General features: G+C 53.8%; 12 protein-coding genes. 9 read left to right on the top strand and 3 right to left on the bottom strand.

The features are described 5' to 3' along the window. Positions 1–113 precede the first annotated feature (113 nt). Positions 114–1,316 (bottom strand): aspartate transaminase, encoded by a 1,203-nt coding sequence (locus CMO10_RS08805; RefSeq protein ID WP_297020870.1) that lies wholly within the window; start codon positions 1,314–1,316, stop codon positions 114–116. Positions 1,317–1,631: 315 nt separating this feature from the next. On the opposite strand from CMO10_RS08805, the gene uvrB reads away from it, so the two are divergent. Next, positions 1,632–3,767, top strand: coding sequence for an excinuclease ABC subunit UvrB (gene uvrB, locus CMO10_RS08800; RefSeq protein ID WP_297020868.1), 2,136 nt, complete (start codon positions 1,632–1,634; stop codon positions 3,765–3,767). Between the two features lie 112 nt (positions 3,768–3,879). After that, positions 3,880–4,650: a substrate-binding periplasmic protein gene (locus tag CMO10_RS08795; RefSeq protein ID WP_297020865.1), complete on the top strand. Its 771-nt coding sequence runs from the start codon at positions 3,880–3,882 to the stop codon at positions 4,648–4,650. 88 nt (positions 4,651–4,738) lie between these two features. On the opposite strand, the gene msrP is transcribed toward CMO10_RS08795, so the two are convergent. Beyond that, entirely contained in the window at positions 4,739–5,707 is a 969-nt protein-coding gene (gene msrP / locus CMO10_RS08790) for a protein-methionine-sulfoxide reductase catalytic subunit MsrP (RefSeq protein WP_297020862.1), read from the bottom strand. A 225-nt stretch (positions 5,708–5,932) separates the two neighbouring features. Between msrP and CMO10_RS08785 the strand changes: the two genes are divergently transcribed. The 7 genes from CMO10_RS08785 to CMO10_RS08755 all read left to right on the top strand — a co-directional run bounded on the left by CMO10_RS08785 (position 5,933) and on the right by CMO10_RS08755 (position 12,848). Beyond that, the gene (locus CMO10_RS08785; RefSeq protein ID WP_297020859.1) at positions 5,933–6,826 is read left to right on the top strand and encodes a LysR family transcriptional regulator; all 894 of its coding nucleotides are present in this window, start codon (positions 5,933–5,935) and stop codon (positions 6,824–6,826) included. A gap of 89 nt (positions 6,827–6,915) precedes the next feature. Continuing rightward, a complete protein-coding gene (locus CMO10_RS08780; RefSeq protein ID WP_297020856.1) occupies positions 6,916–7,752 on the top strand; it encodes a putative hydro-lyase in 837 nt (278 codons plus the stop codon). Positions 7,753–7,807: 55 nt separating this feature from the next. Then, entirely contained in the window at positions 7,808–8,860 is a 1,053-nt protein-coding gene (locus CMO10_RS08775) for a TRAP transporter substrate-binding protein (protein WP_297020854.1), read from the top strand. 28 nt (positions 8,861–8,888) lie between these two features. Then, on the top strand, positions 8,889–9,437 hold the full coding sequence (locus CMO10_RS08770) for a TRAP transporter small permease subunit (RefSeq protein ID WP_297020852.1): 549 nt from the start codon (positions 8,889–8,891) through the stop codon (positions 9,435–9,437). Next, the gene (locus CMO10_RS08765; RefSeq protein ID WP_297020849.1) at positions 9,434–10,714 is read left to right on the top strand and encodes a TRAP transporter large permease; all 1,281 of its coding nucleotides are present in this window, start codon (positions 9,434–9,436) and stop codon (positions 10,712–10,714) included. The genes CMO10_RS08770 and CMO10_RS08765 overlap by 4 nt, the downstream gene beginning before the upstream one ends. A gap of 129 nt (positions 10,715–10,843) precedes the next feature. Continuing rightward, positions 10,844–11,527 (top strand): DUF2848 domain-containing protein, encoded by a 684-nt coding sequence (locus tag CMO10_RS08760; protein WP_297020845.1) that lies wholly within the window; start codon positions 10,844–10,846, stop codon positions 11,525–11,527. Positions 11,528–11,573: 46 nt separating this feature from the next. Further along, positions 11,574–12,848, top strand: a complete 1,275-nt coding sequence (locus tag CMO10_RS08755; protein WP_297020843.1) for an amidase family protein — start codon at positions 11,574–11,576, stop codon at positions 12,846–12,848. A 77-nt stretch (positions 12,849–12,925) separates the two neighbouring features. Here the strand turns inward: CMO10_RS08755 and CMO10_RS08750 are convergent, their stop codons facing one another. Further along, on the bottom strand, positions 12,926–13,396 hold the full coding sequence (locus CMO10_RS08750) for a Dps family protein (RefSeq protein ID WP_297020841.1): 471 nt from the start codon (positions 13,394–13,396) through the stop codon (positions 12,926–12,928). Positions 13,397–13,566 lie beyond the last annotated feature (170 nt).

The following is a 13,566-nucleotide window of genomic DNA, read 5'->3' as shown; positions in this document are numbered from 1 at the left end:
TCGGTATTTCGGTGCGTAATTATTTAATTTCAATCATGGACAAAAAAACAGGGCCCGGCAAGTGCCGGACCCTGTTTGATGCGTTTTAATCCCGAAGTTCGGGAATGCAGACCTTATTTCAGGGCTGCGCAAGCCCGTTTGATGCGTTTGCAAGCTTCGATCAGGGCATCGTCCGAAGTCGCATAGGAAATGCGGAAATACGGAGCCAGACCGAATGCCGAACCCTGAACCGCAGCAACGCCTTCTGCTTCGAGCAGGTAGGTGACGAAGTCGGTATCGGTTTCGATTTTCTTGCCATCCGGGGTGGTTTTGCCAATCGCGCCCGCGCAGGACGGATAGACATAGAACGCACCTTCAGGCGTCTTGCAGGACAGGCCTTCGCATTCGTTGAGTGCTGCGACGACAAGGTCACGACGCTTTTTGAAGACTTCAGCGCGCTCGGCCAGGAAGTCCTGCGGGCCGTTGAGTGCTTCGATTGAAGCAGCCTGGCTGATTGAGGAGGTATGCGTGCTTGACTGCGACTGTACCTTGTTGATCGCCTTGATCAGGTCTTTCGGACCTGCGGCATAACCAAGGCGCCAGCCGGTCATGGCATAGGATTTCGACACACCGTTACAGGTGAGCGTACGCTCTTTGAGCTTCGGCTCGACCTGGGCGATGGTGGTGAACTCGAACCCGTCATAGACGAGGTGCTCATACATGTCGTCAGACATGACATAGACGTTTTCGTGTTTCAGAAGAACGTCAGCAATCGCACGCAGTTCTTCGCGCGAGTAAGCCGCACCGGTCGGGTTCGACGGTGAGTTCAGAACAACCCATTTGGTTTTCGGCGTGATTGCGGCTTCAAGTTCGGCAGCGGTGATTTTGAAGTCGTTTTCTTCCTGGCATTCGACAATGACCGGGGTGCCTTCGGCCATCAGCGCCATGTCCGGATAGGATACCCAGTACGGTGCCGGGATGACGACTTCGTCGCCCGGGTTCAGGGTCGCGAAGAACGCGTTGAACAGGGTCTGCTTGCCACCGCAACCGACGGTGATTTCGTCGATGGTGTATTCCAGATCGTTTTCACGCTTGAACTTTTCGACAATCGCCTTGCGCAGCTCAGGAGTACCGGCGACCGGAGTGTATTTGGTCTTGCCAGCATCGAGCGCAGCCTTGGCGGCTTCTTTGATGTTGTCGGGGGTATCGAAATCCGGCTCACCTGCGCCAAGCCCGATCACATCAACGCCAGCAGCCTTAAGCTCGGCAGCCTTGGTGGTGACAGCAATGGTGGGGGAGGGTTTGATACGGCTCAAACGGTCGGCAATGAACGCCATTGGTCTGTTTCCCTGGAATTTATGAGAGTGAAAAGAATCTCGTTCTTTCGGTTCGGACCCTACGCCTGCCTTTATTCCAATTCAAGGCTGTTTAGCGGCTTTTGCGGGTTCTTTGGGATGATTTTATCCAATTTTGTGCCCTTTACGAAGTCCGAGCGGAAAGAACTGATCTGCAAACGCGTTAAAACATCGGTTGTTCCGGAATTTCCGTACTGACGTCTCCTGACATTTACTGACAGGAACTGTCAGGGGCAGGGCTTGCGATTGGGTGTATCTGACCTATAACTAGGGTTGGAATAAAAAGGGACCTGCCCGATGAATGCGCTGCCGGAATTTCTGACCAAACGTCGCCCGCCTGTTGAAGGATCACGGGAATTCAAACTGGTGACGGAATATGAGCCTGCTGGCGACCAGCCGCAGGCGATTGCCGAGCTGATGGCTGGCATCAATGATGATGAGCGTGATCAGGTTCTGCTGGGTGTGACGGGGTCGGGCAAGACGTTCACCATGGCCAATATCATTGCCAATACCCAGCGACCGGCGCTGGTTCTTGCGCCGAACAAGACTTTGGCCGCCCAGCTTTATGCCGAAATGAAGCATTTCTTCCCGGACAATGCGGTCGAGTATTTCGTTTCCTATTACGACTATTACCAGCCGGAAGCCTATATCCCGCGTTCGGACACCTATATCGAGAAAGACAGTTCGATCAACGAACAGATCGACCGGATGCGCCACGCCGCCACGCGTGCGATTTTGGAGCGCAATGACTGTATCATCGTGGCATCGGTGTCGTGCATTTACGGTATCGGGGCGGTGGAAACCTATCTTGAGATGACCCAGCGCATTTCGGTGGGCGACGAGGTTGATCGCAACGACATCATGAAGCGTCTGGTGGAATTGCAGTACACGCGTAATGACGCGGCCTTTTCGCGCGGTACATTCCGGGTGCGCGGCGATGTGCTTGAGATTTTCCCGGCCCACGCCGAAGACCGCGCCTGGCGTGTGTCGATGTTTGGTGACGAGATCGAGGAACTGGCAGAGTTCGACCCGCTGACCGGGCACAAGTTTGCAACGATGGACTCGGTCACCGTTTATGCCAATTCGCACCACGTCACCCCGCGCCCGACACTGGTGCAGGCCATGGCCGGCATCAAGCAGGAGCTTAAAGATCGACTGGCGCAGTTCCAGGCCGAAGGCAAGTTGCTGGCGGCTGAACGGATCGAGCAGCGCACGACCTTTGATCTGGAAATGATGGAAACGGTCGGGCACTGCAAGGGGATTGAAAACTATTCCCGCTGGCTTTCGGGCCGTAATCCGGGGGAGCCGCCACCGACCCTGTTTGAGTATCTGCCGGAAAACGCGCTTTTGTTTGTTGATGAAAGCCACGTGGCCGTGCCGCAGATCGGTGGCATGTTCCGAGGGGACTATAATCGCAAAGCGACATTGGCCGAGCATGGCTTCCGTCTGCCGAGTTGCGTTGATAACCGGCCGCTGAAGTTCGAGGAATGGGAAGCAATGCGCCCGCAAAGCGTGTTTGTTTCCGCAACACCGGGCAACTGGGAAATGGAGCGCACCGGGGGTGTGTTTGCCGAGCAGGTCATTCGCCCGACGGGCCTGATTGACCCGGTCTGTATCGTGCGCCCTGTCGAAACCCAGGTGGATGATTTGCTGGGCGAGGCCAAGAAATGTGCGGCCAAGGGTCAGCGTGTTCTGGTCACGACATTGACCAAGCGCATGGCGGAAGACCTGACCGAATACCTGCATGAGCATGGCATTCGAGTGCGTTATCTGCATTCCGATATTGATACGCTGGAGCGGATCGAGATCATCCGTGATTTGCGCCTTGGCGTGTTTGACGTGCTGGTGGGGATTAACCTTCTGCGAGAAGGGCTTGATATCCCGGAATGTGCGCTGGTGGCGATTTTGGATGCGGACAAGGAAGGCTTCCTGCGTTCGAAAACATCACTGGTTCAGACGATTGGCAGGGCTGCGCGTAACGTTGATGGTCGCGTGCTGCTTTATGCCGACAAGATGACCGACAGCCTCGAATACGCGATTGGCGAGACCAACCGCCGGCGTGAAAAGCAGATGGCCTATAACGAGGAACATGGCATCACGCCCGAAACCGTGCGGTCGCGGATCAATGATGTTCTCGAAAGTGTTGCCGAGCAGGATTACGTCACCGTTGATACCGGCGTTTCGGGTGATACGATGGTCGGTCATAACCTGCGTGCGCATATCGAGGATCTGGAAAAACGCATGCGGGACGCGGCCGGGAACCTTGAGTTCGAGGAAGCGGCACGTCTGCGTGACGAGATCAAGCGGCTTGAGGATCAGGAGCTTGGTCTGGCCGAGGCCGGACCGATGGCGCGCACGATTGGGACTGCCGGACCCGGATCGAAATCGGCGAATAAACCGAAATACAAGGGGCGTCGCCGCAAGGGGGCATAAGTGGCCGGATATTTTGCAAATTCCGGTTGTATTCGCTGTTGAGAATATTCATCGCGATCACATATAACAGAAGTACTACAAAGTGCGGTGTGATCGCGATGGAGAAAACTTGATGCGGCGTCTGACAGCCTGGTGCCTGGTCACCATGGCGTTCCTGCTTGGGGCAGGATGGTTTGGCAATGACGTTGCTGCGCGGACATTGGTTGTTGCGATCAATGATGCCCCGCCTTATCGCATTGTCACCGAAACATCCGATGAGCCGGTCTATACCGGCATTTATGTTGATGTGATCCGTGAAGCGGCTAGGCGCGCGGGCATTGATCTTGTGTTTGACGTGGTTCCGTTCAAACGTGCGCTTTTCCTGATGGAAACCGGCGAAGCAGACCTGATGCTCGGTCCCAATCGCACCGATGATCGTGTGAAATACATGTATTATTTTGGGGCGGCGCTGCCCAATGAGCCAAAGGTGATCTATACCGGCGACGTCGATGCCAATGTGATTGAGGTCAAGGACCTTCGGCACAAGTTGGTCGGGGTTGTGCGCGGGGCCAATTATGGCTGGAAGCTAAATGACGCGCGCGATATCCGCTTTGTCGAGGCGGCCGATTACGAAACGCTGTTCAAGATGCTGGATCTGCACCGGATTGATGCCTTGATCTCGCCGGAACTTCTGGCTGCAGCCTATATCCGGGAATTCGGACCGTTCCGGATCAAGAAATCCGATCTGTTGATACAGGGCCAGCCATCCTTCATTGCGTTATCGCGCCAATCCGACTTTTTCCTTGATGGCAGTTTTACCATCCTTGAGCAGCATCTGATCGAGATGCGCCATGATGGCACGTTTGAAGAGATTTATGGCCGCTATGCCCAAACGGATTCGTAATCCCATGCGGGCGTCATGTGGGGCCGCCATGCAAAAAGCCGGTGTTTGAGGACACCGGCTTTTGTGTTTGGGCGGGCGGGGCTGCGGGTTACATAAACAGCCGCTCGTTCTCCATGCCCTTATAGATGTCAGCGACATATTCGCCGTAACCGTTATAGATCCGGGTGGGGACGCTTTCGCCGTTATTGAGCAGGCGTTCATAGGCCTGCGTCCAGCGCGGATGAGGAACTTCGGGGTTTACGTTGGCCCAGAAGCCATATTCGTCAGCATTGATATCTTCCCAGAAGCTTTTCGGGCGCTTGTCGGTGAAGGTAAAGCGGGCGATGGATTTGATGTTTTTAAAGCCATACTTCCAGGGCGTAACCAGACGCAAGGGGGCGCCGTTCTGCTTGGGCAGTTCTTCGCCGTAAATGCCCGTCGCGATCATGGTCAGTTCGTTGGTGGCCTCTGCCATCGAAAGGCCTTCGATATAGGGCCAGGGATACCAGAACTGACGCAGGCCCGGCATGGTGTCCTTTTGGCTGGCGGTTTCCATTTCGACATATTTGGCACCCGACAGGGGCTTTGCGAAATCAACCAGCGCCTTCATCGGGAAACCGGACCAGGGCACGGTCATCGCCCAGGCTTCAACGCAGCGGAAGCGATAGACGCGCTCTTCAAGTGGCATCTTGCGGACCAGATCTTCGAAATCAATCTCGATCGGTTTTTCAACCAGCCCGTCGATCACCACGGTCCAGGGGCGGATGCGCATGGCTTGGGCTGCTTGCGAGATCGACTTGTGCGATCCGAATTCATAGAAGTTGTTATAGGTCAGCGCCTTGGATTTTTCGGTCATTTCGCGTTCGACTGTATAGGCCGGGTTGCGATCAACCGGATAGAGATCGGCGGTGGCGCCGGACCCTTGCGCCAGTGCGCTGCCAAGCGGGAGGCTTGATGCCGTTGCGCCGATTGAACCGGCCGCGATCCCCTTAAGGAACTGGCGGCGGTTTTTATAGATTGATTCCGGTGTGGCGTCTTTTTCAGGGATTTCCCATCCCTTCTTGCGGCGTATCAGCATGGCGTCCTCCGTTGATCCTGATCCTAATGTCCGTGCAAAAGCCGATTTGGGCAAGTCACGGCTCGGTGATCGGCGGGTGAGAAATGGGGGCTCGTCTAAAGCGAGCTTACAGCTGATCTACGTTAGCCCGATCTGATTTGATCATTACGGCGATCAATTGATCGTGCAGGCTGATCAGATAGCAGGTAATGTGATCACAAATTACTACAGAAGGGGATGGCTGACGTGTTTGAGTTCAAGGATATCGAGATTCTGCAAGATATCATCAAGGCTGGCGGTTTTAGGGCTGCAGCGCAAAAATACAATCTGTCTCAGTCAGCGATTTCAGCGCGTGTTTCAGGTCTGGAGAAGAAGCTTGGCATGAAGCTGTTTGATCGCTCAAACAGGCAGGTTCGTCTGACCGCTGCAGGATTGAGGTTCATAGAAGAAGCCCAGCGTTTGTCGCGCGCGCGTGACCGCATCTGGCAGGAGCTTACGCATCCGGGCGAGCTGAGTGGTACAATCAGGATCGGTGTTGCAGAAACCATTGTTCACACATTGCTTGCAGACATGCTCAACAAGCTGAAAGACGACTTCCCAAAAGTGCGTTTTGAGCTTTCAGTAGATACCTCCGGTCAGCTTGGAAAGGCGCTTGATGACGACGAGGTAGATGTCGCGATAATGTTGCGCGAATCCGTTCCACAAAGTGCGGTAGCAGCGCCATTGAAGCCGGTTGAGCTTGGATGGTATTGTGCCGAGAGTATGGAGCTGGACAAGAGTCCGCTGTCACTGAACGAACTGGCCAGTCATGCCATCGTGACATTTCCAAAAGGAACACCCCCATTTCGTGAAATCGAAAGCATCTTTTCTGCCCCTGATATTTCACAACCTGCATTGAACGGTTCAGCGTCTCTTTCGACGGTAAAGTATCTCGTGGCGGGCGGGTTTGGAATTGGTGTTTTACCAACCTTGATGGTCAAAAATTCCATTCTGGATGAACATATTAAGTCGATTCCCGTGTGTCGGGAAGCATCCCTGACAGCGTTACATTTTGTGATCGCTTATTTCCCTGAGCGTAACAGTGAAATCGGTGGGGCAATTCACGAGGCAGCGAAGCTCTTTGATCAAATTGATCGATAAAAACGATCAATAAATAAGTAAAATGATTACTTGACAAGATCAGTTCCATTTTTCAATCTTTGAAAAGAGGCAGCGAATGGGACTGAAAAATGAACGCGTCAAAAAGCGCCACCCGTTCCGATGACACCGCGTACGAGACTGCATCAGCGATGACGCCTTTGGCGTTGCGCACAGCTATTCGACGTGGCGAACATACGGGACCAACGACTGGTTACTCATCAGGCTATCTGCAGGGAAATCTGGCGATTTTGCCGGTAGATTATGCGGATGAGTTTTTGCAGTTTTGTGCGAAGAACCCAAAATCATGTCCGTTGATAGGCATGTCGGAACCGGGATCCCCCCATATTCCGGAATTGGGCGAAGATATTGACATCCGTACAGATTTGCCGGGTTATCGCGTCTTTCGCGGCAGCGACGAGTACACCAGCGTTACCGATCTGACCGATATCTGGCGTGATGATCTCGTTACGTTTGTCTTGGGTTGTTCGTTCTCGTTCGAGGCAGCGATCACACGTGGTGGCGTTCGATTGCGCCACATGGATGCGCGCCGCAATGTGCCAATGTATGTAACGAACATTGAAACGGCAAAAGCCGGAAGTTTCCACGGTCCTTTGGTCGTTTCAATGCGATCCTTTGCGCCCGGCGACGCCATTCGAGCGATCCTTTTTTCCGACAGATACAGACTGGCCCATGGTGCACCGGTGCATATCGGTGATCCGGCTCAGATCGGTATCGCGGATATCATGAAACCGGACTTCGGCAATGAACCTGTCATTGAAGAAGGGGACATTCCGGTTTTCTGGGCGTGCGGAGTCACGCCACAAATGGCAATCCGCAATGTGATGCCGGATTTTGCCATTACCCACGAACCCGGTCTGATGTTGGTGACAGATGTACTGGCTGAGGCCGCAGAATTCTCCCTATAGACCAAGCCTGAAACGAAGCAACTATAAACGACATATCAGAGAGGACTTTGAACTCATGAAAAAGATGGTTTCTTCCCTTTTGGCAGTATCCGCACTTGGTGCTGGACTTACTGCCACACCGGCATTCGCCGAAGAACTTTCCGTCGTCGGCAGTTGGAGCAGCCTGCCGCTTTACAAGCAGTATGAAAGCCCGTTCTGGACCGAAACTCTGCCGGCAGATTCAAATGGCGAGATCACTGTTCAGATGACGACGCACGACCAGATGGGTATCGGTGTCGGCGACGTGTTTCGTTTGGTAAATGATGGCGTTTTCGACGTCGCGATGACTGTTGGCGATTATGCCGTTGGTGATGCCCCGGAACTTGAAGGCCTTGATGTGCCGCTCGTGGCAAATAGCGCAGCCGAAGCCAAGGCGATGGTCGAAGCAGCCCGTCCTATGGTTGATGACATCTTTGCAGAGCGCTTTAATGCCAAGGTTCTTGCTGTTGCTCCGTACCCGCCGCAGGTTGTTTTCTGTGCTGGCGAAGTTAACTCCCTTGCCGATCTGAAGGACAAGAAAGTCCGTGGATCGGGTCGTATGACAACAAAATTCCTTGAAGCACTTGGCGCGGTTGGCGTGAATGTCGCTTTCTCCGAAGTTCCGGGTGCCTTGGAACGTGGCGTGATTGACTGTGCTGTGACTGGTGCTGGTTCGGGCTATAGCGCAGGCTGGTGGGAAGTTTCCGATCACCTGATGACCATTCCGCTTGGTGGTTGGGACCCTGTCGTCACGGCCATGAACATGGATAAATGGACCAGCCTGTCTTCCGACATGCAAACCTTCATCATGGATGAAGTCAAAACCAAGTTCGAAGCCCCGGCATGGGCGTCTGCAGCTGATGCATTGAGCAATGATGTTGCTTGCCTGACAGGTAACGGCACGTGCCCGGCTGGTGATCCGGCCAGCATGACCCTTGTTGAGGTTTCAGACAGCGATCTTGCAGAAGCCAAGGAAATCCTGACCTCCACCGTTCTGCCAGAGTGGGCCGAACGTGCGGGTAATGACTGGGTTGCACGCTGGAACGATAGCGTTGGCAAGACTGTCGGTGTTACCGTACCCCTCAACTGATTGACAGTGCTTGGCGGAGGCCCGAACAGTGACCGAAAACTTGATCGCGGCCATCCGCCGCGCCAATCGTATTATCGCGTTGTCCGTCGGACTTGTTCTGATGGGCAGCGTGATCCTGATTATCGCGGAAATTCTGTTGCGTGAAATCGGAATTTCTTTGGGCGGCGCCGAGGAAATCTCTGGCTACGTCATGGCGGGGGTTGCCAGTTGGGGGCTTTCATATGCGCTGACAGAACTGGCGCATGTCAGAATTGACCTTATTCGGCTCCGCTTGCAGGAACGCGGAAAGGCATTCCTTGATTTGTTGGCAATTGTCACTCTTGCTGCGGTGGCAACGATTGTTGCCATCCAGTGCTGGCCTGTCCTTTCAAAAACCATTGAACGGGGATCGACGGCGAATACACCGCTTGAAACACCGCTTTGGATACCTCAGCTGGTCTGGTTTTCAGGTTGGTTGTGGTTTGCATTGTGTTCCTGTGCGTTGGTGATCCTGACCCTGGTTTTGCTGACGCGCCGCGATCTTGAAAAAGCAGACTCATTGGTTGGTGCGCGATCCGAGCTGGAGCTTGAATCATGATTACAGCAGTTACCGTTTCGCTGTTGGGGCTTCTGGCCTTTTCCATTCCGGTGGGGATTGTGCTTTTCCTTCTCGGTATTGGTGTTGATCAGTTTTTTACACCCTTTCCGCTGTTACGCGGCTTGGGGCAGGTGGTCTGGTCATCTTCAAATTCCTCGACCCTGATTGCGATACCATTTTTCGTCCTGCTTGGTGAGGTCCTTGTACGCGGTGGTATTGCTGCCAAGACCTATGAAGCACTTGATAAGTGGTTCTCATGGCTGCCCGGTGGGCTGGTCCATGCCAATATCGGAACGGCGACAATGTTTTCGGCAACTTCGGGTTCGTCTGTTGCGACCGCCGCAACGGTCGCGACTGTTGCAATGCCGCAAGCGGACAAGCTGGGGTATGATCCGAAGCTGTTTTCGGGTGCCATCGCGGCTGGTGGTACGCTCGGGATCATGATCCCGCCATCCATTAATTTGATCGTTTATGGGTTTCTGACTGAAACATCGATCCCGCGTTTGTTCCTTGCCGGGCTGGTGCCGGGGTTGGTGATGGCTGTTGCCTTCATGCTTGTGACCGCTGCCCTTTGCAAAGTGAAGCCGGGACTTGGTGGGCAAAGCCGTTCGTTTAGCTGGGCAGATCGGTTTGGCGGCTTAAGGCATCTGCTGCCAATCTTCCTGCTGTTCTTTGTTGTGATTGGTTCAATCTATGCCGGATGGGCAACGCCAACGGAATCTGCGGCAGTCGGTGTTGCCATCGCCATGATTATCGCCGCCTTTAACAAAGGCGTGTCGAACGAGATGATCAAAATGTGCCTTCTTGGGACGGTTCGTATCACGGCGATGATCATGCTGGTGATCATCGGGGCATATTTCCTGAACTTTACGCTGACCGCAGCGGGCATGGGCCGGGAGCTCAAGGAGCTTCTTGTCGGACTTAATCTTAGTCCGATGGGGACATTGCTTGTTGTTATTTTGCTCTACATTGTGCTGGGTTTCTTTATTGAAACCTTGTCCCTCATGGTTGCGACCATTCCGATCATTGTGCCGATCATGACTGCTATGGGTTTTGACAAGGTCTGGTTTGGAATTCTTTTGATCGTCTTGATCGAAATGGCTTTGATCACGCCGCCTGTCGGATTGAACCTATATGTCGTGCAAGGTGCAAGAAAGTCGGGTCAGCTATCCGAGGTCATGCTGGGCGCTGTTCCCTATGTTCTTGTGATGTTGGCGATGATCGTCGGTCTGATCTTCTTGCCGGAAATCGCACTTTTCCTGCCTGATTATCTCTGAGGTGCAATTAGGTAAGAAAACCTCCCTTAACACAATTGGCGAATGGACCAGTGTCATCTGGTCCAAGCGCCCCCTCTATGTCTGAGACCAAGTGTCCAACACATCATTCCAAAAAGATCGGAACCAGAAATGCAGATGAACTTTACCCTGGCAGGGACCGAAATCACCTTTGATATCGACCATTGCACTGTTGCGGGATGGACCGGCAGGGATGCCGCAGCGATCCAGCACCATATCGACGAGCTTGCCGCGATTGGTGTCAAATCGCCGTCAAGCGTGCCGCTTTATTATCGGACCGCATCAGGAATGGTAACCCAGCAATCCTGTATCGAGGTTGTGGGAAAAGGAACGTCGGGCGAAGTCGAACCGTTCCTGATTGCTTGTGATGGCGAGCTTTACCTTGGTCTTGCATCTGATCATACGGATCGAGAGCTTGAAACTCACTCAGTCGCACTGTCCAAGCAGATTTGCGAGAAGCCTGTTGCATCTGAAATTTGGCGCTTCGATGAGGTCAAAGATCATATCGAGCAGATTGAAATGCGATCCTGGATTCAGGACCATGATGGCGAAGGCTGGGTACCTTATCAGGAAGGAACGATTGCTTCGATCCGTCCGTTAAGTGATCTGATAGAGGGATCACAGTTGATTGGAAATGCTGCCAACGGTAAGGCGTCTGTCATGCTGTGCGGTACACTTGGTGCAAAGGGCGGCGTTCGTCCGGCACGTCGTTTCAAAATGGCGTTGCATGATCCAGTACTTGATCGCACGATCACGCACGCCTATGAAATTAGGGAACTGCCAGAAGTTGCGTAAGTAATTTCATCGTCAGAACAACACCATAACAGGATGAGGCACCGCTATGGGCGCGATGGTTGACAAGGCCAGACAAGCAATCGACAAGGTCAATCAACTGGGGGATCTGAAGGGCAAGATCTTTACCGAGTTCGATCCTGATCGAATTTTGCAAGCTGCCGCAGAGGCCGAGCAATATTGCGCGCAAAATCCTGGTGCGCCGCTTGCCGGCATGCTGGTCTCGGTCAAGGATCTTTATGACGAGGCGGGGCATGTGACGTCTGCAGCCTCACAACTTCTGAAAGATCGTGCGCCAGCGGAAGTCGATTGCGAATGCGTGCGCCGGATCAAGGCGGCAGGCGCCATTCCGTTTGGTCGCACCACCATGAGCGAGTTTGCCTATTCCGGTGTCGGGCTTAATCCGCATTACGGTACGCCGGGCAATATCTTTGACGCTGAGGGCATTCCGGGTGGCTCGACATCGGGCGGCGGTTTGACTGTGGCGCATGGGCTTGTTGATATCGCGCTTGGCACCGATACCGGCGGATCGATCCGTATTCCATCGGCGATTAACGGGCTTTATGGCATCAAGCCAAGCCGCCTGTCGGTGCCGGGTGCGGGTGTTCATCCGCTGGCCAAAAGTTTTGATACGCCGGGGCCGTTGGCAGCCGACCTTGCGACCGCGATTGCGGCGTTTGAGGTCCTGACGGGCATGATGGTCGCACCGCTTGCTGAGGGTGCAAAGTCGCTTCGCATCGGGGTGCCGGTGAATGCGTTTGTAGATGGGCTGGATGCGCGCGTTCAGGCCGATTTTACGATGATCTGCGAGCGGCTGAGAGATGCCGGGCATGAATTGGTCGAGGTTGATCTGGGCTTTATTGCCAGCAATGCGATCCTCAACAAAAAGCTCGTGGCGTTTGAAGCGCACCGGATCTATGTCAAGTATTTCGACAAGCTTGAAACCATTGGTGATCCAAGGGTTCTGTCACGGATGAAGTTTGCCGATACGCTGTCGAGTGATGAGGTGATTGATGCCTATGCCAAGCGAACCGATCTTGTATCGATGTTCGGGGCAGCGATGGCCGATGTCGATGTCATGATCGCGCCGACCTTGCCGATGATGCCGCCCAAGATTGCGGCGGTTGAGGCCGATTTTGACAACCTCAATGCGATGATGTTGCGCAATACCGGTTACCTCAACCTTGTAGATGCGTGCGCGCTTTCTATACCGGTTCCGGTGGCGGGTGAAACAGCACCAGCCGCCCTTATGATCGGCGCGCCACATGGACATGATCAGGCGATGCTGGAAGCGGTGCGTTTGATTGATCCGCTGTTTGGCTGATCAGGTAAAACAAACAAAGAAAAACGGCCCGGAAATTTCCGGGCCGTTTTGCATTGGGGACGCGATAAATCGGGTTCTTAGCCTTCAAGCAGGGAACGCAGCATCCAGGCGGTTTTTTCATGGACCTGAATGCGGGCGGTCAGAAGGTCTGCGGTGGCGTCATCATCGGAGCTATCGCAAATCGGATAGAGCGAACGCGCGGTCTTGATCACGGTTTCATGGCCTTCGACCAGCTGGGCAATCATGTCCTTGGCGGCCGGCACACCTTTTTCTTCCTTGATCGCGGTCAGTTCAGCGTAGGCCGAGAAGCTGGCCGGGGCATAGGCGCCCAGCGAGCGGATGCGTTCCGCAACTTCGTCAATTGCCGTTGCCAGTTCGGTGTACTGTTCTTCGAACATGGTGTGCAGGGTCTGGAACATCGGGCCGGTGACGTTCCAGTGGAAATTGTGCGTTTTCAGATACAGGGCGTAGCTGTCAGCCAGAACGCGGCCAAGGCCGTCGGCGATAGCGGTACGGTTGGATTCATTGATGCCAATATCGATCTGCATATCTATCTCCTTTCGCCGCTTTCAAACCAAGCGGCTTTATGTGCTCTCTTTGTCTTGAAGAGAGTATGGGTGATAGCTCTTAATTACACCAATTGATTGTTTAACTGTTTGCGATAGGGCAATTCTATTACTGAAAGTAGGGATATTCCCATGGGCCTTCGATATGGCTG

It is taken from the genome of Thalassospira sp. (genome assembly GCF_002709775.1).
GTDB lineage: Bacteria > Pseudomonadota > Alphaproteobacteria > Rhodospirillales > Thalassospiraceae > Thalassospira.
Note: the sequence above shows the minus strand (reverse complement) of the source record. Positions and strands in the feature narration are given on the sequence as shown.

What these genes read in the sequence shown, in the direction of transcription:
- CMO10_RS08805 (WP_297020870.1), bottom strand. Translation starts at nt 1,316, where the DNA reads ATGGCGTTCATTGCCGACCGTTTGAGCCGTATCAAACCCTCCCCCACC.
- msrP (WP_297020862.1), bottom strand. Translation starts at nt 5,707, where the DNA reads ATGCTGATACGCCGCAAGAAGGGATGGGAAATCCCTGAAAAAGACGCC.
- uvrB (WP_297020868.1), top strand. Translation starts at nt 1,632, where the DNA reads ATGAATGCGCTGCCGGAATTTCTGACCAAACGTCGCCCGCCTGTTGAA.
- CMO10_RS08795 (WP_297020865.1), top strand. Translation starts at nt 3,880, where the DNA reads ATGCGGCGTCTGACAGCCTGGTGCCTGGTCACCATGGCGTTCCTGCTT.
- CMO10_RS08760 (WP_297020845.1), top strand. Translation starts at nt 10,844, where the DNA reads ATGCAGATGAACTTTACCCTGGCAGGGACCGAAATCACCTTTGATATC.
- CMO10_RS08755 (WP_297020843.1), top strand. Translation starts at nt 11,574, where the DNA reads ATGGGCGCGATGGTTGACAAGGCCAGACAAGCAATCGACAAGGTCAAT.
- CMO10_RS08780 (WP_297020856.1), top strand. Translation starts at nt 6,916, where the DNA reads ATGAACGCGTCAAAAAGCGCCACCCGTTCCGATGACACCGCGTACGAG.
- CMO10_RS08750 (WP_297020841.1), bottom strand. Translation starts at nt 13,396, where the DNA reads ATGCAGATCGATATTGGCATCAATGAATCCAACCGTACCGCTATCGCC.
- CMO10_RS08765 (WP_297020849.1), top strand. Translation starts at nt 9,434, where the DNA reads ATGATTACAGCAGTTACCGTTTCGCTGTTGGGGCTTCTGGCCTTTTCC.
- CMO10_RS08775 (WP_297020854.1), top strand. Translation starts at nt 7,808, where the DNA reads ATGAAAAAGATGGTTTCTTCCCTTTTGGCAGTATCCGCACTTGGTGCT.